Genomic DNA, 21,245 nt, shown 5'->3' on the forward strand with positions numbered 1-21,245 from the left:
GAGTGCTGCGCGCTTGAGCAACGCTTGCCCTCGAGTGAGATCATTTGACGCAAGGGCCGGCGGGTCGTCAACGGCGCGTTCGGGCTTAATCGAACTTTCTTCGACTTATCGCTGATAATACATCCCGGCCGCCCCGCATTCTCGAAGCTTATTCGATAATGTCCTGGATGGCGGCGACCAGGCCGGCGCGCGGGATCTTCATCTGGCCCGGCCGCTCGGCCTTCCAGGCGTCATTGTCGGTGATGGCGGCGGCGGCGGCCCGACCGGCGTCCAGATCCTTGATGGTGACCTCGCCGGCAGCGATCTCGTCCCCGCCCAGGATGACGACGGCGGGCGATCCGCGCCGGTCGGCGTATTTCATCTGGGCCTTCATGCCCGCGCGACCCAGATAGAGCTCGGCGGAGACGCCCGCGGCGCGCAGTTCGGCGACGGCGGTCAGATAATGGGCCATGTCGTCCTCGGAGAAGACGATCACCACCACGGGGCCGCGCACGGCGTCCTCGGCGCCGCGTCCGGCGGCGCGCAGGGCTGAGGCCAGACGCGAAACGCCGAAGGAGAAGCCGGTGGCGGGCACGCTCTGGCCGGTGAAGCGGGCAACCAAGTCGTCATAGCGGCCGCCGCCGCCGATGGAGCCGAAGCGGACCGGTCGACCCTTGTCGTCGACGGTGTCCAGCAGCAGCTCGGCCTCGAACACGGCGCCGGTGTAATATTCCAGGCCCCGCACGATGGTCGGATCGAACTTCACCGCCTCCTGGCCGACCTTCATGGCGCTCAAGGCCCGGTCTATGGCCGCCAGTTCGTTCAGCGCCGCCTCGCCCGCCGCGCCCAGGTCTCCGGAACGGGCGACGGCGTCCAGCGTCTCGGCCCGCGACAGGCCCGGCGTATTGGCAGAGGCCAGGAAGGCCTCGATGGCGGCCGTGACCTTGGCCGGCAGGCCTGCGCCCTTGGTATAGTCGCCGGAGTCGTCCAAGCGGCCTTCGCCCAGCAGTTGGACCACGCCCTCCCAGCCCAGGCGGTCGAACTTGTCGATGGCGCGAAGGGCCGTCAGGCGCTGACCGGCCTCGGTCACGCCGCCGGCGTCGAACAGGCCGTCGAACAGCTTGCGGTTCGAGACGCGGATCTGGGCTTGGCCAGCGTCCAGGCCGGCCCCGGCCAAGCCTTCGCAGGCCATGGCGATGATCTCGGCGTCGGCTTCGGGTCGGTCGGAACCGACGGTGTCGGCGTCGCATTGCCAGAACTCGCGGAACCGGCCGGGACCCGGCTTTTCGTTGCGCCACACCGGGCCATAGGCGTAGCGGCGGAATGGCTTGGGCAGGGTCTCCCACGTCTGGGCTGCGAACCGGGCCAGGGGCGCCGTGTGATCATAGCGTAGGGCCATCCAGTCGCCCGGCTCGTCCGATCCCGCATCGTCCTGAAGTGCGAAGACGCCTTCGTTGGGCCGGTCGGCGTCGGGCAGGAATTTGCCCAGGGCGTCGGCGTATTCGAAGGCCGGCGTCTCCAGCGGCTCGAAGCCCCAGCGCTCATAGACTTCGGACACACGGGCGACGATGCGCCGCTCGGCGGTCAGGTCGCGGCCGCGCTTGTCGGCGAAACCGCGCGGATTGCGGGCGAGCGGGCGAAGGGGGGCGTCGTCGGTCATGGCGCGCGCTTAAGCCAAGGGGGCGACGATCGCAACGTACCGCCTGCGGCGACCCCTCGAATCGGCCCGGCGCATCGGGTCAGCGTCTTGTTCCTGCAAAGAAAAACCGACATCCAAGGAACGAAGGCGAAATCTGGTCCGTTGATGGGCCGCATGACCCCACACGCCCTTCTCGTCCCCAAGACCTGCACCACCTCCGACCGCCGCACCATCCGATGGTGGGAGTGCGAACTGGTGGATGACGCAGGCGCGCGTCGCATTCGCGAGCAGGCCTTCTTCTCGATCGGAGAGGCCCGGTCCTGGGCCTCGGCCCAGGGCTATCCTGTCTGGGAAGAGCCGTCCTCGCCGGACGGGCGTTGATGTCTGCCGCACCTCTGCCGGACGTTCTGAACGCAAAAGCCTTCGACGCACCGCGCATCCTGCTGGCGGGGACGGTTGATTACGCCATGTACGAGCGCTTCCGAGACCAACTGTCGCAAGCGCCAACCTCGGGCCTCGTCGTGGTCGAACTGTCCACCCTGGGCGGCGATCCGGAAGTGGCGCGGATGATGGGCGAAGACGTGCGGTTCCAGACCGAGATCAATCCCGATCGCAGGCTGGTCTTTCTGGGCAAGGCGGCCATCTATTCGGCCGGCGCCACCTTCATGAGCTTCTTCGCCATCCCAAACCGCTATCTGACGCGCGGGACGCGGGTGATGATCCATGAGCGCAAGATGGACAAGCATCTGCAGGTCACCGGCCCGCTGACGACCTGCATCGCCTCGGTCAAGGCCGTGCTGCACGAGCTGGAACACTCCATAGCCATCCAGAACGAGGGCTTCGAGAACCTGGTGCGCGGCTCTTCGATCACCATGGAGGACGTGCTGCGCAAGGCGCCCGAGAACTGGTACGTCGAGGCCCAGGACGCCAAGGCCCTCGGGCTGATCGCCGAAGTGATTTGAGCCGTTCAACGGCCGGTCAGGCTTCCAGGGTCTCCACCGTCAGATTGCCGTTGGTGTAGACGCAGATTTCGGCGGCGATCTTCATGGCCTTGCGGGCGATCTGTTCCGCGTCGAGGTCGGTCTCTTCGATGAGGGCGCGGGCGGCCGACAGGGCGTAGTTGCCGCCCGAACCGACGGCGGCGACCCCGTGTTCCGGCTCCAGCACGTCGCCGACCCCGGTGACGGTGAAGATGGACGACTTGTCCGCCACCAGCAGCATGGCCTCCAGCCGACGCAGATAGCGGTCGGTGCGCCAGTCCTTGGCCAGATCCACGCAGGCGCGGGCCAGCTGATCCGGGTACTGCTCCAGCTTGGCTTCCAACCGCTCGATCAGGGTGAAGGCGTCGGCCGTCGCCCCGGCGAAACCCGCCAGCACCTTGCCGCCCGCCAGGGTTCGGACCTTGCGCGCCGCGCCCTTGACGATGGTCGGCCCCATCGAGACCTGGCCGTCGCCGGCGATGACCGTGCGGCCGTTCTTGCGCACCGCCAGGATGGTGGTGCCGTGCCAGTCGGGGAAGGCGGAGGGGGCGTCATAGGATCGTGTCATGGCGGTCAGATGGCCAATGGCGGTCGTTCGATCAAGGTGGGCCCCGATACAACCACCAGGTCATATTTCGACCGAAGTTAGCGCTATAACGGCAAAATCCTGTCCAACATTGTGCCAAAAAGAGAAATTGGATTGCTCTGTCGCATCGTCTTTGTGAGTGAAACGGTCGGGGCCGCCGGCCGATCGAAACAGTCGCTCGCCGAGATTTTGGGGGCGGCCGAGCGCAATAATCGTCGTGACGAGATCAGCGCCGCCATGCTGTTTCACGACGGTCAGGTCGTTCAGATGATCGAGGGCGATCGCGCGGATCTGGATCGGCTGATGCGGCGGCTGTCCACGGACGGCCGGCTCGCCAATCTGCGTGTCCTTGAGGATCGGCCGATCATGCAGCGTCGTCTGTCGGAGCCGATGCGGTTGTGCCGCCTGACGGAGATCCAGGTCGGCGCCCTGCTGAAGGACCGCCCGCTGTCGGCGCTCGAAACGCCTCGCCTGGAACGGTTGCTGTCCAGCGACGATCTCGGCGCCTTCGCCGCCTGAAGCGCCAGCGGCGCCAACTGTTAACGCTATTCGATTAGTGGTCCCCACGGGACCGGGTCTGGCCCCGTGTTAAGCGTAGAGTGTGTTATGGCGTTGTTCCGTATCGTTTATGTCAGCAAGGCGACGGGGTCGGTCGGCTCCAACCTGATGGCCCTGATCGACATCATCGGCGTGTCCGACCGCAACAATCGCCGCGACCATCTGACGGGCGTGCTGATGCGCCACGAGGGGCGGTTCTTCCAGGTGCTCGAGGGCGCCCGGGTGGACCTGGATCGCGTGATGGCGCGGGTCATCAAGGATCGCCGCCACGAAAACCTGCGCGTTCTTTCCGACGACGCGATCAGCGAGCGGCTGTTTCCTGATTGGGCCATGGCGCGCGTGGAAACCACGCCCGAGATCGAGCGCTTCCTGAGCAGCGACCTGTCCGAGGCGGCCGCGCCCACCCGCGCCGGCCTGCTGCTGTCGGAGTTGGGCCGCACCATGGCGGTCGCGCTTTAGACGAACGGCGGCTCTCGCGCCCCGTCCCCGGGGTCGCTAGATAGGGCCGTGACCTTTTCCGAAGACGAAGTCGAACGCTACGCCCGACACCTCGTCCTGTCCGAAGTGGGCGGGCCGGGGCAGCAGGCCCTCAAACGCGCACGCGTGCTGATCGTCGGCGCGGGCGGCGTGGGCGCCCCGGCGGCGCTTTATCTGGCGGCGGCGGGCGTCGGGACCCTGGGTCTGATCGACGACGACGTGGTCGGCCTTTCCAATCTGCAGCGGCAGATCGCCTTTTCCACGCCCGAGATCGGCCGACCCAAGGTCGAGGCGGCGGCGGAAAGGCTGGGCGGGCTCAATCCGCATGTGAACATCGAGACCTTCACCGAGCGTTTGACCGATCAGAATGCGGCTGAGCGCATTGCGGCCTTCGACATCGTCCTGGACGGGACCGACGATTTCCAGACCCGGCTATGGGTGAACGCCGCCTGCGTGACGGCGGGCAAGCCCCTGGTGTCGGGCGCGTTGGGCCGCTGGAACGGTCAGGTCGGGGTGTTCGGCGGACGGCCCTGCTACCAATGTCTGGTGCCGGAGATCCCGCCGGATGCGGAAACCTGTTCGCGGGTCGGCGTGGTGGGGGCGCTGGCGGGGGTCATCGGCGCGATGGCGGCGCTGGAGACGATCAAGCTGATCACGGGGGCGGGCGAGGCGCTGAGCGGACGGCTGCTCCTCTATGACGGTCTGGCGGGCACGGCCCGGACCGTAAGGGTCGCCGCAGACCCGACTTGTCCGGTCTGCGGGCTTTGACCTCAGGCCGCCGTGGCGAACCGGACATCCGTCAGGGCGAAATCCAGAGGCGGCGCCGCGAACCCCAGGGCGGGATTGCTGAGCACCGTCACCAGTTGTTCGCCGCAATACAGATACAGGGTCTCGAACCCGACCCAGGTGCGGGCGATTCCCTCCAGCGCCTGATTGGCCGCCGTGTCATGCTTGGCGTCGAGAAAGCAGATATCCCGCACCGGCACGCCGGGCAGGTTGACGATGCAAAAGTAGGAGTCCAACGCACGCTTCCTCATACACAGGCGCCGGAAACGAAGCTCGCTCGCAGCGGTTCCTCCCCTGCCCGTGGTTTTCGACAGCGGTGTGTGTCCTGTTAGACAGACTTGTGAAGAAGGAGGGCGGATGGCCCGACGCCCTGCCTCTCCCAAACGCCTGACCGCCGCCAACCTGGCGGCCCTAGGCGCGGATCGGCTCAGCGGTCTGCTGATGCAGGCGGCCGACGCGGACGCCATCCTGAAACGCAAGCTCAGGCTGGTGCTGGCGGCCGAGGCCGGGCCTGACCTTCTGGCGTTGGAGTTGGACAAGCGGCTGTCGACCATCGCCGCCAGCCGGGCGCGAGTGTCGTGGCGGAAGCGGCCGGACCTGCTGCGGGATCTGGAGATTCTGCGCGGCGCTATCGTGGATGACCTGGCCGTCGCGGCGCCGGGGGAGGGGCTGGAGCGGCTGATCGGCTGGTTCGATCTGTTTCACGGTCTGGCGACGCGGGTGAAGGACCAGAAGGGCGAGTTGGCGGCGGCGTTCGAGACGGCGGCGCCCGATCTGTGGCGGATCGCCGAGGCTGTGGTTCAGGCGGACGAAAAGGCCGTCGCGCCTCTGACCCAGGCGGTGGAACGCCAACCGCTGGAATACGCCCGCTGGATCGGCGCAGGCGGCGAGGACCTGACGGCGGACCTGGCCAGGCGGCTATTGGACCATCTGGACAAGACGTCGAGCGCGCGAGGGATGCGAACGGTCGTGCGACGACTGGCGGACCGGGCCGGCGATCTGGACCTGTGGCTGTCATTGACCACGCCGGACGAGCGGGGCTCGCCGGACTTCGCGGCGGCGATGGCCAAGCGGTTGCTGATCGCGGATCGCGTGCCGGAGGCGCGACAGGCGCTGGAGGGGGCGCTGAAGCCCTCGGCAGGCAACCGGCGCTGGACCTTCGGGCGTTCGCCCCAGGCTGGATCGCCCGTCCTGACGCCGGCCTGGGAGGCGGCGTCGATCGACCTGCTCGACGCCGAGGGGCGCAAGGCCAAGGCGCAGGCGCTGCGCTGGGCGATGTTCGAACGCGACCTGTCCGCGCCCGTGCTGAGAACCTATCTGGCGCGCTTGCCGGACTTCGACGACGTGGAGGCGCTGGATCGCGCCCTGGCGCACGCTGCGACCTATCCGGATTTCGAGACGGCCCTGGGCTTCCTGATGGACTGGCCCGCCCACCGGGAGGCGGCGGCCCTGGTCGAACGCCGCATCCGCGAGGTTCGCGCCCCCTTACCCATGAAGGCCGACTGGGCGGCGCGGCTGGCGCAGAAATATCCCGATGCGGCCGAGCGGCTGCTGGCGTCGGCCTAAAGCATCGCCGGCCTAAAGCATCGCGGGGATGACCCGGTCCGGCGGGCGATGGCCGTTCTGATAGGTCATGACGTTGGCGATGACGCGGTCGCCCATGTCCTGGCGGGCTTCCAGGGTGGCGGAGCCCAGATGGGGCAGCAGGACGACGTTGGGCTGGCCCAGCAGGCCGGGATGGATGTCCGGCTCGTTCTCGAACACGTCCAGGCCGACGCCGGACAGGGCGCGCATGGCGACGGCCTGGGCCAGGGCCGCCTCGTCGATCAGTTCGCCGCGCGCGGTATTGATCAGGATGGCGTGGGGCTGAAGCCGGGCCAGGCGTTCGGCCGACAGCAGGTGGTGGGTGTCCCTCGTCGCCGGGCAGTTCAGCGAGACGATGTCCATCCGCGCCAGCATCTGGTCCAGGTCGTCCCAATAGGTGGCGCCCAGCTCTTCCTCGATCAGGGCCGAGACGGGCTTGCGGTTATGATAATGGACCTGAAGCCCGAAGGCCTTGGCGCGGCGGGCCAGGGCCTGGCCGATCCGGCCCATGCCGACGACGCCCAGCCGCTTGCCCCACAGTTTGCGCCCGCACATCCAGGTCGGGGTCCAGCCCTCGAATCGGCCCTCGGCGACGACTTGTGCGCCCTCGACGATTCGGCGGCTGACAGCCAGGATCAGGCTCATGGCCAGGTCGGCGGTATCCTCGGTCAGGACGCCGGGGGTGTTGGTGACGATGATGCCGCGCGCCACGGCCGCGTCGATGTCGATATGGTCCACCCCGGCGCCGAAGTTGGCGATCATCTTCAGCTGCTCGCCAGCCCCATTGATCAGTTCGGCGTCGATCACATCGGTGATGGTCGGGACCAGAACTTCGGCACGCTGGACGGCGGCCTGCAAGTCCACCCTGTCCATCGGCTGATCCTTCAGGTTCAACTCCGCGTCGAACAGTTCGCGCATCCGTGTTTCCACCGCGTCGGGCAGGCGTCTGGTTAATACGACCTTAAGCTTGCGGGCGGACATTGCGGGCCTTGGTTTGCGGGCGGCGATCATGGAATCGAGGCCCGCGCGACGGGTCGTTCCATTCAGTGTCTAGCAAAGCCGCCGCCATCTTCCAAAAGCTCCTGCGTCGCACCGTCGTCGTCCTGGTCGTCCCGCTGTGTTTCGGCGGGCTGGGGGTGATGACGGGCGGGCTCCAGACCATGCCGGACGGGCGTCCCACGCCCACCGGGCTTCAGGTGCCGCGCTGGATCTCGCTGAAGTCCTCGCATGTCCGCGCCCGCCAGGGGCCGGGGCTGGACTATCCGATCCTGTGGGAATACCGCGCCGCCGGCCTGCCGGTGCAGGTGATCGCCGAGACGACCGAATGGCGCAAGATCTGCGACCCGGACGGGGCCGTGGCCTGGATCCACCGCACGGTGTCGTCGGGCCGTCGGTCTGTGTTCAATACCTCGGCGGACGAAGTGATGATCCACGCCGCCAAGTCCCAGGCCTCGGCCGTGCGGGCGCGCCTGTCGCCCCGCTCGCTGGTGTCGCTGGACGAATGCGAGGACGGCTGGTGCGAGGTGCGGGCGCGTCGCTTGCGCGGCTGGGTCCAGGAACGGGCGGTGTTCGGAACCCAGGCGCGAGCGCTGTGCAACGCCAACCGTCCGGCGGGAACGGGACGCGACTGACGCCCGCTGTTGAGCGAAGTCGCGCGGTCGTGTAACCCGCACGCAACAGCAGACGCAACGGAACCGCCTTGACCCAGTCCCAATACCCCTCGTCCTTCGATCACGAGGCCTTGCTCGCCTCCGGGCGCGGCGAACTGTTCGGTCCCGGCAACGCCCAGCTGCCCGCTCCACCCATGCTGATGTTCGACCGGATCACCCAGATCTCGGCCGATGGCGGGACCCACGGCAAGGGCTATGTCGAGGCGGAACTCGACATCAATCCCGAGCTCTGGTTCTTCCAGTGCCACTTCATCGGCGACCCGGTCATGCCCGGCTGCCTGGGTCTGGACGCCATGTGGCAACTGGTCGGTTTCTACCTGGGCTGGATCGGCGGCCCCGGTAAGGGCCGCGCCCTGGGCGTCGGCGAGGTCAAGTTCACCGGCCAGGTCACGCCGGACATCAAGAAGGTGGTCTACAAGATCAACCTGAAGCGCGTCATCAACCGCAAACTGGTCATGGGCATCGCCGACGGCGTGCTGGAGGCCGACGGCGAGGTGATCTACACCTGCAACGACATGCGGGTCGGACTCTTTGGCGCGACCAAGGACGAGCCTGTCGGCGGCTGAGCCCCTATATAACCGCGAACAAGGCGGAAGACCCCCGGGTCGAGAAGCATAAAAAGGAAACACAATGCGTCGTGTCGTCGTCACCGGCCTGGGCATCGTCTCTTCCATCGGCCACGGCGCCGAGGAGGTCACCCAGTCCCTGCGCGAAGCCCGTTCGGGCGTCGTCCATGCCGCGGATCACGCCAAATACGGCTTCCGCAGCCAGGTCTGGGCCCCGCCCAAGATCGGCCCGTGGGAAGAGCTGATCGACCGCCGCGCGGCCCGTTTCCTGGCCAACGGCACGGCCTGGGCGCACATCGCCTTCGAAGAGGCGCTGAAGTCGTCAGGCATGACGGCGGACGAGATCAAGGACGACCGCATCGGCCTGATCGTCGGCGAGGGCGGCCCCTCGACCCAGGTGATCCTGCAGGCGGCGGCCACCACCATCGAGAAGACATCGCCCAAGCGCATCGGCCCGTTCGCCGTGCCCAAGGCCATGGCCAGCGGCCCGTCGGCCGTCCTGTCCACCTGGTTCCAGATGCGCGGGATCAACTATTCGATCAGCTCGGCCTGCGCGACGTCCGCCCACTGCATCGGCGCCGGGGTCGAACAGATTCAGTGGGGCAAGCAGGACGTGGTCTTCGCCGGCGGTTGCGAGGACATCGACTGGTCCATGTCGAACATGTTCGACGCCATGGGCGCCATGTCGTCCAACTTCAACGAGACGCCCTCGGTCGCCTCGCGCGCCTATGACGCCAACCGCGACGGCTTCGTCATCGCCGGCGGCGCGGGCATTGTGGTGCTTGAGGAATACGAGCGGGCCAAGGCGCGCGGCGCGACCATTCTGGCCGAAGTCACCGGCTACGGCGCCAACGCCGACGGCTACGACATGGTCGCCCCTTCGGGCGAAGGCGCCCAGCGCTGCATGAAGATCGCGCTGGAACAGGCCGGCAATCCGACGATCGACTATCTGAACCCGCACGGCACCTCGACCCCGGTCGGCGATTCCAAGGAGATGGAGGCCGTCCGCACGGTCTTCGGCGCCGACATGCCGCTGATCTCCTCGACCAAGTCGCTGACGGGCCACTCGCTCGGCGCGGCCGGCGCGCAGGAAGCCATCTACTGCCTGCTGATGATGCAGAACGGTTTCGCCGCCGAGAGCGCCCATATCGAAAACCTCGATCCGGCGTTCGAGGGCATGCCCATCCTGCGCGAACGCAAGGACGTGGAACTGACCCACGTCATGTCCAACAGCTTCGGCTTCGGCGGCACGAACGGCACGCTGATCCTCAGCAAGGTCTGACCTCCCTTTTCCGCTCATCCAGGCTTTCGCCGGGATGAGCGGTTAGGGTTCAGTCGTAGCGGACGCCCGACAGATAAAGCCCCGCCGATGGGGCGACCGGCCCGCACCGGGCACGGTCCTTCGCCTCCAGCACCTGTTTCACGTCGTGAGCGGTCCAGCGGCCCAGCCCCACCTCGACCAGGGTGCCGGCCATCGACCGCACCTGGCGGTGCAGGAAGCTGCGGGCCTGGAAGACCAGATGCACCTCCTCGCCGAGGCGGGAGACGCGGGCCACGTCCAGGGTGCGGACCGGCGACTTGGACTGGCAGCCCATGTCGCGGAAGGTGGTGAAGTCGTGGTGGCCGACCAGGACCTGGGCGGCGTGGTGCATGGCCTCGGCGTCCAGGGTCTTCTTGACGTGCCAGACCCGGTCCCGCTCCAGCACCGGCTGGGGGCGGCGGTTCAGGATCCTGTACAGATAGCCCCGGCCGGTCGCCGAGAACCGGGCGTGCCAGTCAGGATCGGGGGCGTAGTCGGCCGACAGGACGCACACGTCCTGTTTGATCAGGTGGGCGTTTATGGCGTTCAGCACCGTATCGACGGGCCAGTCGCGTTTCAGATCGGCGTGGATGACCTGGGCCGTCGCATGGACGCCAGTGTCGGTGCGGCCGGCGGCGGCGATGCGGATCCGCTCGCCCGAGAAGGCGTGGATGGCGGCTTCCAGCGCGCCCTGAACGGTCGGCTGGCCGTCCTGAGCCTGAAAGCCGTTGTAGGCCGTGCCGTCGTACTCGATGGTCAGCTTGTAGCGCGGCATCAGCCGAGCGCGGTCCCGGCCGGCAGGGCAAAGCCGCGCAGTATGTCCTCAGCCGATTGCGCCGCCCTGCCCTCGCGCTGGACACGGATCAGGCGCACGGCGCCGGTTCCGCAGGCCACGGTCAGGGCGTCGTCCAGAATCTCGCCGGGCGCGCCCGAGCCGTCCGCCAGGGCCGACAGCAGGGCCTTCACCCGCACCGGCCCGGTGTCGGAAGGCGCTTCGAACCAGGCGCCGGGGAAGGGGGACAGGCCGCGGATGTGGGCGTCCGCCTCGGCGGCGGGGCGGGTCCAGTCGATGCGGGCTTCGGCGGGGGTGATCTTCTTCGCATAGGTCGGTTCGCCGACCTGCTCCGACGGCGTGACGCTGCCGCGTTCGATGGCGGCCAGCGCCCGGGGCCACAAGCCGGCGCCGACATGGGACATGCGCTCGGACAGGGTGGCGGCCGTGTCGTCGGCGCGGATGTCCATCAGTTCGGTCAGCAGGATGGGGCCTTCGTCCAGGCCCACGCCCATCTGCATGATCTGGACGCCGGTCTGGGCGTCGCCGGCCATGATGGCGCGCTGGATCGGCGCCGCGCCGCGCCAACGGGGCAGCAGCGACCCATGAAGGTTGAAACAGCCGAGGCGGGGCGCATCCAGCACCTCGGCCTTGAGAATCTGGCCGTAGGCGACGACGCAGGCGGCGTCGAGATCCAGGCTCTGGAAGGCGGCGATCGCGTCCGGGCTCTTCATCGACTCGGGCGTGAAGACGGGCAGGCCCATGGTTTCGGCGAAGGCGTGAACCGGCGACGGCGTCAGCTTCTGACCCCGGCCCCTGGGGCGCGGCGGCTGAGAATAGACGGCGACGATCTCGTGGCCCGAGGCGATCAGCTCGGCCAGGGACGGCACGGCGAAGTCGGGAGTTCCCATGAAGGCAAGGCGCATGGGCACGCCTTTAGAGGTTTACTGCCAGCGGGTGAAGACGCCGCCGCCCTCGTCCCATTCGCCGCCCGCATCCAGGGCGTCATCGAAGTCGAGCAAACGGTCCAGCAGCAGGCCCGCCACCACGCCCAGCAGCGCGACGCCGGCCAGGGTCGCGACCCCGGCGACGCCGATCTTCTGATTGCGGGTCAGGCGACGACGGCCCGAGGAATCGATGATCAGCGAGCGACCGCGCGGAATGGACGGCGCGACCCGACGCGCGGCGCGTTCAATACGTTCGGGGCGAACGATCTTGGTCATCAGGCGGCGATCCTGTCGCGGGCGGCCTTCTTGACCTTGGTCACGGCGCGATCCCGCTTGAGACGCGACAGATGGTCGATGAAGAGCACGCCGTTAAGGTGGTCCATCTCGTGCTGGATGCAGACGGCGTAGAGACCCTCGGCCTCTTCCTCCACCGACTGACCGTCACGGTTCAGATAGCGAATGCGGACGCGGGCCGGGCGTTCCACCTTGTCGAAATACTCGGGGATCGACAGGCAGCCTTCCTCGTAGGTGTAGAGCTCGTCCGAGGTCCACAGGATTTCCGGGTTGGCGAAGAAGCGCGGATTCTTGCGCGCCTCGGCGTTTTCGGCCGCTTCTTCCTCGGTCTCGCAGACCACGCCGTCCTTGTCGCCCAGGTCCATGACGATGACCCGGTCCAAAGCGCCGATCTGCACGGCGGCCAAGCCGATGCCCGGCGCGTCGTACATGGTCTCCAGCATGTCGTCCATCAGGGTGCGGACGGCGTCGTCCACGGCCGCAACGGGCTGGGAAACCTGCTTCAGGATCGCCAGGTCGGCGGGGATGTCGATGGTGAGAATGCGTCGGATGGCCATGGCCGGGACGTAGGCCCGACCTGGCGCGAGGTCAAGATTTCCGACCGCAGCGGTCGGACTTGGACTCCGCCTTATTCCTTGCCCGGCAGGGGCCGGGGTTTGCGGTTCTCGTCGATGGCCACATAGGTGAAGACACCCTGGGTCACGCGAACCGAGGTCGCCAGCGGCTGGCCCCGCGCGCGCTTCCAGGCCTCGACATGCACGCGGATCGAGGTGCGGCCCGTACTGACCACATGGGCGTAGATGCTGACCTCGTCGCCGACCGAGACCGGCTGGTGGAACACCATCCCGTCCAGGGCCACGGTGGCGCACCGCCCGCACGCCAGTTCGAACGCCGGCGTCGCCCCTGCCACGTCCATCTGCGCCAGCAACCACCCGCCGAAGATGTCGCCCTCGGGATTGGTGTCGGCCGGCATGGCGATGATGCGGCCGACGGGCTGGGTGTCGGGCGGGGATGCGGGAGCGTCCGTCATGCGACGTAACCGGCCTGCATCAGTTCGGCGACATGAACGATGGCCGTAGGTCTGCCGTCTTCGACCACGAACAGGTTGGCGATCTTGTTGGCGGTCAGCAGATCGACCACGTCGCTCATACGGGCGTCCGGATCGACCGTGATCGGGTTGGGGCCCATAATGTCGGCGGCCGTCAGATTGGTCGTGTCGCGCTGGAAGGCGCGGCGCAGGTCGCCGTCGGTGACGATGCCGGCCAGGGCGCCGTCCGCATCCAGCACGGCGACCGCGCCCTTGCGGCCCTCGGTGATGGCCGAGACGACCTCGCTGAAGCTGGCGCCCAGTGGCACGCTGGCGGGGACGGCGGCGTTGTCGCCCATCCATTCGCGCACGCTCTGCAGGCTCATGCCCAGGGCGCCGCCGGGATGATGAAGGCCGAAGTCCATGGCGGTGAACTGACGGCGATCCATCAGCACCATGGCGAGAGCATCGCCGAGTGCGAGCGTCATCAAGGTCGAGGTCGTCGGCGCCAGGCCGTTGGGGCAGGCCTCGGCCACCTTGGGCATGGTCAGACAGACTGCGGCGTTGCGGCCCAGGAAACTCGTCGGGCGCTGGGTGATGGCGATCACGGGGATGCCGTTGCGCTGGCAATAAATCAGGGGGTCGCGCAGTTCGCGGCTCTCGCCCGAGTTGGAGATGGCCAGGACGGTCACGTCCGGGCGCAGCATGCCCAGGTCGCCGTGGCTCATTTCAGCGGGGTGAACGAAGAAGGCGTTGGTGCCCGTCGAGGCCAGGGTCGCGGCGATCTTGCCGCCGATATGGCCCGACTTGCCCATCCCTGTGACGACCACATAGCCGGGACGGCTCATGATGACGTCGACGGCGCGGGCCATGGAGACGTCGATGGCCCGCTCCAGCGCTTGCAGGGCCTCGATGTTCAACTGGACGACCTCGCGGGCGCGGTCCGTCATGACGGCGATGTCTTCGGGGGTGGAATGAACGATCTCGGTCATGGTCCGTCGGCCCGCAGCCGGGCTCTCCTTTTTCACCTGTGACCGCGCCGGACGGCGCGATCACAATGCGTCCTTTCAGACGACTTTGTCAGTTTCGGGTCAACCTTTGCTGCTCTGATGCGTTAGGGTGCGCTGGGGAAGTCGGATAAAAAGAGTTGAATTCTGCATGACGTCTCACGCCGGAGCCGCCGAACTGTTGTTGCCGCCGCCGCCCGTCCGGGCCGACGGAATCGCGCTGTTTCTCGACATGGACGGGGTGCTGGCGCCGATGGCGCCGACGCCGGATGCTGTAGGCCCTGTCGCGCGACGCACGGCGGTTCTCACGGCGGTTGAGGCGCGTCTGGAAGGACGCGTCGCGATCGTCAGTGGGCGAACTCTGGCCGAGATCGACCGCATTTCCGACAACGCCCTGGTGTCCGGCTCGGGCGTCCACGGCCTGGAGCGGCGGCTGAAGGACGGATCGATCCAGCGCCAGTCTGCCGACGCCGGCGTGGCCAGGGCGCTGGAAGCTTTCACCGATTTCGCCGCCCAACGCCCCGGGGTGATTGTCGAGGACAAGGGCGTGTCCGCCGGCCTGCACTATCGCCTGGCGCCGGACGAGGCCTCGGCGGCCGAGCGGTTGGCCGACCGCCTGCAGGCCGAAACCGGCTTGACGCTGCAACCCGGCCACATGGTGCTGGAACTGAAGACGCCCGGCGCCGACAAGGGGACGGCCGTGGCCGCCTTCATGGACGAGGCGCCGTTCAAGGGCGCGGTCCCGGTCATGCTGGGCGACGACCTGACTGACGAATACGGGTTCGAGGCCGCGAAGGCGCGGGGCGGATACGGCGTGCTGGTGGGGCCTGAGCGGCCGACGGCGGCGCGTTACCGGCTGGACGACGTGGACGCTGTGCTGACCTGGCTCGAAGCCGTGGCGGAGGCCTGATCGATGACGCCCAATCTTGACCTTTTCCCCATCGGCAACTGCGCTGTCAGCGCTCTGATCGACCGCCAGGGCCGCTTCGTCTGGGCCTGCGCGCCGCGGGTCGACGGCGATCCAGTCTTCTCGAGCCTGATGAACGGCGATGATCCCGATCACGGTTTCTGGTCGGTCGAGCTGGAAGGGCTGAAGCACGTCAGCCAGGCCTATATCCGCAATACGCCCGTGCTGCGCACCGTCCTGACGGCGGAGGACGGCGCGGCGGTCGAGATTATCGACTTCGCGCCGCGTCATCCGAAGCATTCGCGCACCTATCGGCCGCTGGCGTTCGGGCGCATCGTGCGGCCGCTGGAGGGGACGCCGCGCATCCGCATCCGCCTTCGGCCGTCGGCCGACTGGGGCGCGAGGCCCGCGCCTTGCACGTCCGGCTCCAACCACATCCGCTTCATGTGCCCGGATGTGACCTTCCGTCTGACCACCGACTGTCCAGTGTCGCACGTGCTGAACGAGCGGATCTTCCGGCTGGAGCGACCCTACGCCTTCTTCCTCGGCCCGGACGAGGGGTACGATCAGGATGTCGGGCCGGGCGTCCAGGCGGCGCTGGATCGCACCGTCGCCTATTGGCAGGACTGGGTGCGCAAACTCTATCTGCCGCTGGATTACCAGGAGGCCGTCATCCGGGCGGCCATCACCCTCAAGCTTTGCGCCTATGAGGAGACGGGGGCCATCGTCGCCGCCATGACCACCTCGGTGCCCGAGTTCAAGGAGAGCGGCCGGAACTGGGACTATCGCTACTGCTGGATCCGCGACGCCTATTACACGGTGCGGGCGTTGAACCGGCTGGGCGCGGTCGACATCCTTGAGAACTATCTCGTCTATCTGCGCAACCTGGTCGACAACTCCGGCGGCGGTCACGTCCAGCCGGTCTATGGCGTCGGTCTGGAGCCGGGCATCGGCGAAAGCATCGTCGATACGGTCGAGGGCTATCGCGGCATGAAGCCCGTGCGCATCGGCAATCAGGCGCATGAGCACCTGCAGCACGACGTCTATGGCCAGATCGTCCTGCCTCTGGTCCAGGCCTTCTATGACGAGCGCCTGCTGCGGCCCGGCACGGTGGACGACTTCTATGCGCTCGAAAAGGTCGGAGAGCGGGCCTTCGCCATGCACGATCAGACCGACGCGGGCCTGTGGGAGTTTCGCACCATCGCGCGGGTGCATACCTATTCGTCGGTGATGTGCTGGGCCGCCTGCGACCGCCTGGCCAAGGCGGCGGACCATCTGGGGTTGCACGCCCGGGGCGAAGTCTGGCGTGAGCGGGCGGCGACGATCCGTACACGGATCGAAGCCGAAGCCTTCCTGCCGGACGAGGGGCGGTTCGCCGCCAGTTTCGGGGGACGGGAACTGGACGCCTCCCTGTTGCAACTGACGGACCTGGGGTTCCTCGACGCCCACGATCCGCGTCAGGTGGCCACCTTCGACGCCATCGAGCGCGATCTGAAGAAGGGGGCCTTCCTGTTCCGCTACGTCGAGCCGGATGATTTCGGGGAACCGGAGACGGCGTTCAACTTCTGCACCTTCTGGTTCATCGAGGCCCTGCACCAGAACGGCCGCGTCGAAGAGGCGCGCGCCATCTTCGAGGAAATGCTGGCGCGACGGACCCATGCGGGCCTGCTGAGCGAAGACATCTCCATCGAGGACGGCGAGTTGTGGGGCAACTATCCGCAGACCTATTCCCTGGTCGGCATCATCAATTGCGCCGTGATGTTGAGCCGTTCCTGGACCGATGTGCGTTGAATCGCCGACCGTCGTGTTTCTGACCCCGGGGCTGGGGTCGCCGCCTGAAGTGAAGTCATGAGCCGCCTGATCGTCGTATCCAACCGGGTTTCCGCCCCTTCCGACCCTGCAGCAGGGTCAGCGGGGGGGCTGGCCATGGCGCTGTCGGCGGCCCTGCGAAAATACGACGGCCTTTGGTTCGGCTGGTCGGGCGAGACGGTCGAACAGTGGACCGGCGAGGTGAAGATCGAGGACCGGGCCGGCGTTACCGTCGGTCTGGTGGATCTGGAAGCCCAGGACGTCGACGAATACTACAACGGCTACGCCAACAAGACGTTGTGGCCGCTGTTCCACCACCGGATCGACCTGGCCCAGTACGAGCGGTCGTATGGCGAGGGCTACGAGCGGGTGAACCGCCGCTTCGCCGAGGTGCTGGCCCCGTTGATCCAGCCCGACGACATGATCTGGATCCACGACTATCACATGATCCCTATGGCGCGGGACCTGCGCCGGCTGGGGATCAGGAACCGGATCGGCTTCTTCCTGCACACGCCCTGGCCGGCGCGTCAGTTGCTGGTGACGCTGCCGCATCATCGGCGGCTGGTGGAGTCGATGTTCGACTTCGACCTAATCGGCTTCCACACCCAGGAATGGAGCGACCTGTTCACCGACTATGTGGTCTCGGAGGCCCAGGGCGAACTGGACGGGACCGGCGGGCTGGAGTGTTTCGGACGCAAGGTCCAGACCGGCGTCTTCCCCATCGGCATCGATGTGGACGGCTTCCTGGCGGCGCGGAACTCGACCCTGGGCGCGCGGACTTATGACCGGATGGCGGCGTCCTCGGCCTTCCGGTCGATGATGGTGGGCGTTGACCGGCTGGACTATTCCAAGGGGCTGGAAGAGCGGCTGCTCGGCTATGAGCAGTTCCTGCACGACAACGCCTCGATGCGGGGCGAGGTCTTCCTGTTGCAGGTCACGCCGATCTCGCGCGACGACGTGGATTCCTATCAGGATATTCGCGCGCGGCTCGACGCCCTGGCGGGGCGGATCAACGGCGCCTTCGGCGACATGGACTGGCAGCCGATCCGATATCTGAACCGCACCTACCGCCGCGATCAGCTGGCCGGCATCTATCGCGCGGCGAGGGTCGGACTGGTCACGCCGCTGCGTGACGGCATGAACCTGGTGGCCAAGGAATATGTCTGCGCCCAGAACCCCGAAGATCCGGGCGTGCTGATCCTGTCGCGCTTCGCCGGGGCGGCCGAGCAGATGGGCGAGGCCCTGCTGGTCAATCCCTACAGCCGCGAGGAGCTGTCGGACGCCATTCAGAAGGCGCTGACCATGCCGCAGGCCGAACGTATTCGGAAATGGGAGGCCCTGATGGAGGTGGTGCGCGCCACCGACGTAGGCATCTGGCGAGACGATTTCGTGCGCGCGCTGCGCGCCGACGACGCGACGGCTCAATCGACCCAGTGGGCCGGGGCCGCCTGACGGTCAGCTCAGGTCGAAGGCCAGCATCAGGGTGCGCTGGGCCGGATTGAAGTTGTCGTCGGACAGGATGTAGAGGCGCGTCTTGCCATGACGCGTCTCGGCGGCGACCCCTTCGAAATTGTCGGTGGTGCCAGGTAGTTTCAGCTCGATCAGGATCGGCCCCAGGGTTCCATCCGGGGCCATGCGGCGCACGCGGGCGCGCATGTCGATGGGCGCACGATACAGCCGCTGGACCACGAACCATCCGTCGCCGGACGGATCACGATCCAGGCCGGTGATGCGGTAGTCGCTATCGGGAATGGGCGTCTCGGGCGGAGCGGTCACGACGGTGCACCGGGCCGATGAGCAATCCCAGACGCCGCCGGCCTCGCCCGAGACGCGCCAGCCGTTGGGCGAGACGGCTAAGCCTTCCATCCCGTCATTTTCGGTGAAGGCGAAGTCGGGCGCCCGCATCGGTGTCGGCTGGGTCTTGAGAGCCGACAGCGGGCCGTAGTTCCAGATCCGGTGGCGCCGTTCGAAACTGACCAGCAGATCGCCGGAGGGGGTGATGGCCAGCCCCTCGGCGTCGCCGTCCTGCTTGTCGGCGATCGTCCGCCCGTCTTCCAGCGTCAGGCGGCGCGAGCGGAAATGATCCAGGCCGATCAGCCGCCCGGCGGCGTCCAGGCGAATGTCGCCGCGCACCAGATCGCCCGCATCCGACACCGTGACGAAGCCGCCGTCGCCGGTCAGCTTGAGATCCGACAGGCTGTGCAGCGGCGAGGTCGGTGCGGCGACGATCCGCAGTCCGCCGGCGAACCGCACGCCCTCCGCCAGCTGGGCGCCGCCGGGCAGGCCCAGGCCGACACTCTTCAGTTCCGCGACGCCGGGCGTCCACCCGTCGGCCGACAACGGATAGGGGCGGGGCGCGCCCAGCGAGGCGGCGCAGGCCGTCAGCGACAGGGCGATCCAGACGGACGCCAGCCGGCCGAAACGGCTCATGCCGCCAGCTTCTTTCGCGTCCGTCGCGTGGGACCGGCCGCGCCTTCATTCTCGAACAGTTCGGCCAGCTTCTCGGTCATGGCGCCCGCCAGCTGTTCCACGTCCACGATGGTCAGGGCCTTGCGATACCAGCGGGTCACGTCGTGGCCGATGCCGATGGCCAGCAGTTCGACGGGGGAGCGATCCTCGATCTCGGCGATCACCTGACGCAGGTGCTTGTCCAGATAAAGCGCAGCATTGGCCGACTGGGTCGAGTCGTCCACGGGCGAGCCGTCGGAGATGACCATCAGGATACGCCGCTGCTCGGTGCGGGCCAGCAGGCGATTGTGCGCCCATTGCAGGGCCTCGCCGTCGATATTTTCCTTCAGCAGGCCCTCGCGCATCATGAGGCCCAGGTTCTTCTTGGCCCGGCGCCAGGGCGCGTCGGCGGCCTTGTAGATGATGTGGCGCAGGTCGTTCAGACGGCCCGGATTAGCGGGCTTGCCGGCGGTGATCCAGGCCTCGCGGCTTTGTCCGCCCTTCCAGGCGCGGGTGGTGAAGCCCAGGATCTCGACCTTGACGCCACAGCGTTCCAGGGTGCGGGCCAGGATGTCGGCGCAGACCGCCGCCACCATGATCGGCCGCCCGCGCATCGAGCCGGAGTTGTCCAGCAGCAGGGTCACGACCGTGTCGCGGAACGGGCTCTCGCTCTCGGCCTTGAACGACAGGGGGGCGGTCGGATCGGTGACGATCCGCGTCAGCCGGGCGGTGTCCAGCATCCCCTCTTCCAGATCGAAGACCCAGGAGCGGTTCTGCTGGGCCAGCAGGCGACGTTGCAGCTTGTTGGCCAGGCGCGAGACGACGCTGGACAGGATGGCCAGCTGGCCGTCCAGCAGGGCGCGCAGCCGGTCCAGCTCGACCGGATCGCACAGGTCGGCGGCGTCCACCACCTCGTCGAAGGCGGTGGTGAAGACGCGGTAGAAGTCGACCGCCCGCCCGTCGTCGGCCGTCTGCTGGCGGTTGGGCTGCTGGCCTTCCTGCAACTCCGGGCCTTCGTCGGAGCCTTCGCCGTCGGGATCGGCGGGCGCGCCCTTGGGGCGGCTCTCGCGTTCTTCTTCCGAGGACTGATCGTCGGCGTCGCCCTCCATCGACTGGGAGCCCTCGCCGCCGTCCTCGTCTTCCTCCTCGTCCTGATCGTCGTCGGCGGCCGGATCCTGGGGATCGGGTTCCTCGTCGCCGGGATCTTCTGAGGAGTCCTCGCCGCGCCCGTCGCCGGGGTCGAGGTCCAGGGCGCGCAGCACCTCGCGCATCTTCAGCGCAAAGCCTTCCTGATCGCCCGCGGTGCCGGCCAGGGCGTCCAGCTTGGCGCCCGCCTTGGCCTCGATATTGGCGCGGACCAGATCCAGCATGGCCTTGGCGCCGTCGGGCGCGGGCCGTCCGGTCAGTCGCTCACGCACCAGAAGCGCCACGGCCTCGGACACCGGCACGCGGTCGGCCTCGTTGATGCGCAGGGCGCCGGTCTTTTCCAGTCTGGTCAGAAGGGCGGCGCCCAGGTTGTCGCGCACCCCGGCCAGATGTTCCGAGCCGAACGCCTCGACCCGCGCCTGCTCGACCGCGTCGAACACCTCGGCCGCCTTGGTATCGGCCGGCCGCATCCGGCTGTTCACGGCCTCGTCGTGGTTAGCCAGTCGCAGCGCCAGCCGGTCGGCCTGGCCGCGCAGAGAGGCGCTCTCGGGGCCGGATGGATCGCGCGGCGGGTGCGGCAGGGTCAGGACGCCGTTCGCCAACTTGGGACCGTCGGACCCGAACATGACTTCCAGCTCTGGCTGTTCGGCCAGCGCGCGCGCGGCGTGGCCCAGCGCGCGCTTGAAGGTTTCGGCGGGAGTATCCGGGGCGGCCATGGCCCTCAGTTAGTCCGTTCGCGCCTGTGATAAAAGCGCCGTCAGCC

General features: G+C 67.7%; 24 protein-coding genes. 12 read left to right on the plus strand and 12 right to left on the minus strand.

Annotated features, from left to right (window positions below):
- Positions 1 to 148 precede the first annotated feature (148 nt).
- Entirely contained in the window at positions 149 to 1,639 is a 1,491-nt protein-coding gene (hisS, locus tag ACODSC_RS10075) for a histidine--tRNA ligase (protein WP_488813759.1), read from the minus strand.
- A gap of 153 nt (positions 1,640 to 1,792) precedes the next feature.
- Between hisS and ACODSC_RS10080 the strand changes: the two genes are divergently transcribed.
- Entirely contained in the window at positions 1,793 to 1,999 is a 207-nt protein-coding gene (locus ACODSC_RS10080) for a hypothetical protein (protein WP_488813760.1), read from the plus strand.
- On the plus strand, positions 1,999 to 2,580 hold the full coding sequence (locus ACODSC_RS10085; protein WP_488813761.1) for a ClpP family protease: 582 nt from the start codon (positions 1,999 to 2,001) through the stop codon (positions 2,578 to 2,580). The genes ACODSC_RS10080 and ACODSC_RS10085 overlap by 1 nt, the downstream gene beginning before the upstream one ends.
- Before the next feature lie 16 nt (positions 2,581 to 2,596).
- Here ACODSC_RS10085 and hslV read toward each other — a convergent pair whose 3' ends face one another.
- Positions 2,597 to 3,166 carry an ATP-dependent protease subunit HslV gene (gene hslV, locus ACODSC_RS10090; RefSeq protein WP_488813762.1) on the minus strand — a complete coding sequence of 190 codons (570 nt, stop codon included), beginning with the start codon at positions 3,164 to 3,166 and terminating at the stop codon, positions 2,597 to 2,599.
- A 132-nt stretch (positions 3,167 to 3,298) separates the two neighbouring features.
- Here hslV and ACODSC_RS10095 point away from each other — a divergent pair, with 132 nt between their 5' ends.
- The 3 genes from ACODSC_RS10095 (at position 3,299) to ACODSC_RS10105 (ending at position 4,987) form a co-directional block, all read left to right on the plus strand.
- Complete coding sequence (locus tag ACODSC_RS10095) at positions 3,299 to 3,703, plus strand: BLUF domain-containing protein (RefSeq protein WP_488813763.1); 405 nt, start codon at positions 3,299 to 3,301, stop codon at positions 3,701 to 3,703.
- Positions 3,704 to 3,790: 87 nt separating this feature from the next.
- Positions 3,791 to 4,201, plus strand: a complete 411-nt coding sequence (locus ACODSC_RS10100) for a BLUF domain-containing protein (protein WP_488813764.1) — start codon at positions 3,791 to 3,793, stop codon at positions 4,199 to 4,201.
- Between the two features lie 48 nt (positions 4,202 to 4,249).
- Positions 4,250 to 4,987: a HesA/MoeB/ThiF family protein gene (locus ACODSC_RS10105; RefSeq protein WP_488813765.1), complete on the plus strand. Its 738-nt coding sequence runs from the start codon at positions 4,250 to 4,252 to the stop codon at positions 4,985 to 4,987.
- 2 nt (positions 4,988 to 4,989) lie between these two features.
- Here ACODSC_RS10105 and ACODSC_RS10110 read toward each other — a convergent pair whose 3' ends face one another.
- Positions 4,990 to 5,241, minus strand: coding sequence for a hypothetical protein (locus ACODSC_RS10110; RefSeq protein ID WP_488813766.1), 252 nt, complete (start codon positions 5,239 to 5,241; stop codon positions 4,990 to 4,992).
- Between the two features lie 121 nt (positions 5,242 to 5,362).
- On the opposite strand from ACODSC_RS10110, the gene ACODSC_RS10115 reads away from it, so the two are divergent.
- A complete protein-coding gene (locus ACODSC_RS10115) occupies positions 5,363 to 6,571 on the plus strand; it encodes a DUF6880 family protein (protein ID WP_488813767.1) in 1,209 nt (402 codons plus the stop codon).
- Positions 6,572 to 6,583: 12 nt separating this feature from the next.
- Here ACODSC_RS10115 and ACODSC_RS10120 read toward each other — a convergent pair whose 3' ends face one another.
- A complete protein-coding gene (locus tag ACODSC_RS10120; RefSeq protein ID WP_488813768.1) occupies positions 6,584 to 7,570 on the minus strand; it encodes a 2-hydroxyacid dehydrogenase in 987 nt (328 codons plus the stop codon).
- A 65-nt stretch (positions 7,571 to 7,635) separates the two neighbouring features.
- Here ACODSC_RS10120 and ACODSC_RS10125 point away from each other — a divergent pair, with 65 nt between their 5' ends.
- The 3 genes from ACODSC_RS10125 to fabB all read left to right on the plus strand — a co-directional run bounded on the left by ACODSC_RS10125 (position 7,636) and on the right by fabB (position 10,107).
- Positions 7,636 to 8,220 carry an SH3 domain-containing protein gene (locus tag ACODSC_RS10125; RefSeq protein WP_488813769.1) on the plus strand — a complete coding sequence of 195 codons (585 nt, stop codon included), beginning with the start codon at positions 7,636 to 7,638 and terminating at the stop codon, positions 8,218 to 8,220.
- Between the two features lie 68 nt (positions 8,221 to 8,288).
- Positions 8,289 to 8,825 (plus strand): 3-hydroxyacyl-[acyl-carrier-protein] dehydratase FabA, encoded by a 537-nt coding sequence (gene fabA, locus ACODSC_RS10130; protein ID WP_488813770.1) that lies wholly within the window; start codon positions 8,289 to 8,291, stop codon positions 8,823 to 8,825.
- A gap of 64 nt (positions 8,826 to 8,889) precedes the next feature.
- Complete coding sequence (gene fabB / locus ACODSC_RS10135) at positions 8,890 to 10,107, plus strand: beta-ketoacyl-ACP synthase I (RefSeq protein WP_488813771.1); 1,218 nt, start codon at positions 8,890 to 8,892, stop codon at positions 10,105 to 10,107.
- A 49-nt stretch (positions 10,108 to 10,156) separates the two neighbouring features.
- On the opposite strand, the gene truA is transcribed toward fabB, so the two are convergent.
- The 6 genes from truA to ACODSC_RS10165 all read right to left on the minus strand — a co-directional run bounded on the left by truA (position 10,157) and on the right by ACODSC_RS10165 (position 14,157).
- Positions 10,157 to 10,900 carry a tRNA pseudouridine(38-40) synthase TruA gene (truA, locus tag ACODSC_RS10140; RefSeq protein WP_488813772.1) on the minus strand — a complete coding sequence of 248 codons (744 nt, stop codon included), beginning with the start codon at positions 10,898 to 10,900 and terminating at the stop codon, positions 10,157 to 10,159.
- Positions 10,900 to 11,823, minus strand: coding sequence for a methionyl-tRNA formyltransferase (fmt, locus tag ACODSC_RS10145; protein ID WP_488813773.1), 924 nt, complete (start codon positions 11,821 to 11,823; stop codon positions 10,900 to 10,902). Before fmt ends, truA begins: the two co-directional genes overlap by 1 nt.
- A gap of 18 nt (positions 11,824 to 11,841) precedes the next feature.
- A complete protein-coding gene (locus tag ACODSC_RS10150; RefSeq protein WP_488813774.1) occupies positions 11,842 to 12,120 on the minus strand; it encodes a hypothetical protein in 279 nt (92 codons plus the stop codon).
- Positions 12,120 to 12,695, minus strand: a complete 576-nt coding sequence (def, locus tag ACODSC_RS10155) for a peptide deformylase (RefSeq protein ID WP_488813775.1) — start codon at positions 12,693 to 12,695, stop codon at positions 12,120 to 12,122. The genes ACODSC_RS10150 and def overlap by 1 nt, the downstream gene beginning before the upstream one ends.
- A gap of 71 nt (positions 12,696 to 12,766) precedes the next feature.
- Positions 12,767 to 13,168, minus strand: a complete 402-nt coding sequence (locus ACODSC_RS10160; RefSeq protein WP_488813776.1) for an acyl-CoA thioesterase — start codon at positions 13,166 to 13,168, stop codon at positions 12,767 to 12,769.
- Positions 13,165 to 14,157 carry a KpsF/GutQ family sugar-phosphate isomerase gene (locus tag ACODSC_RS10165; RefSeq protein WP_488813777.1) on the minus strand — a complete coding sequence of 331 codons (993 nt, stop codon included), beginning with the start codon at positions 14,155 to 14,157 and terminating at the stop codon, positions 13,165 to 13,167. Before ACODSC_RS10165 ends, ACODSC_RS10160 begins: the two co-directional genes overlap by 4 nt.
- 166 nt (positions 14,158 to 14,323) lie before the next feature.
- On the opposite strand from ACODSC_RS10165, the gene otsB reads away from it, so the two are divergent.
- Genes otsB through ACODSC_RS10180 form a run of 3 tightly spaced genes read left to right on the plus strand, consistent with a single transcriptional unit; the run spans position 14,324 to position 18,340 of the window.
- On the plus strand, positions 14,324 to 15,082 hold the full coding sequence (gene otsB / locus ACODSC_RS10170; protein ID WP_488813778.1) for a trehalose-phosphatase: 759 nt from the start codon (positions 14,324 to 14,326) through the stop codon (positions 15,080 to 15,082).
- A 3-nt stretch (positions 15,083 to 15,085) separates the two neighbouring features.
- Positions 15,086 to 16,870, plus strand: coding sequence for a glycoside hydrolase family 15 protein (locus tag ACODSC_RS10175; RefSeq protein ID WP_488813780.1), 1,785 nt, complete (start codon positions 15,086 to 15,088; stop codon positions 16,868 to 16,870).
- Positions 16,871 to 16,927: 57 nt separating this feature from the next.
- Complete coding sequence (locus tag ACODSC_RS10180; RefSeq protein WP_488813781.1) at positions 16,928 to 18,340, plus strand: alpha,alpha-trehalose-phosphate synthase (UDP-forming); 1,413 nt, start codon at positions 16,928 to 16,930, stop codon at positions 18,338 to 18,340.
- Positions 18,341 to 18,343: 3 nt separating this feature from the next.
- Here ACODSC_RS10180 and ACODSC_RS10185 read toward each other — a convergent pair whose 3' ends face one another.
- On the minus strand, positions 18,344 to 19,318 hold the full coding sequence (locus ACODSC_RS10185; RefSeq protein WP_488813782.1) for an esterase-like activity of phytase family protein: 975 nt from the start codon (positions 19,316 to 19,318) through the stop codon (positions 18,344 to 18,346).
- Positions 19,315 to 21,198 (minus strand): cobaltochelatase subunit CobT, encoded by a 1,884-nt coding sequence (gene cobT / locus ACODSC_RS10190; RefSeq protein ID WP_488813783.1) that lies wholly within the window; start codon positions 21,196 to 21,198, stop codon positions 19,315 to 19,317. Before cobT ends, ACODSC_RS10185 begins: the two co-directional genes overlap by 4 nt.
- Positions 21,199 to 21,245 lie beyond the last annotated feature (47 nt).

The sequence above is a fragment of the Brevundimonas sp. FG128 genome, assembly GCF_057809775.1.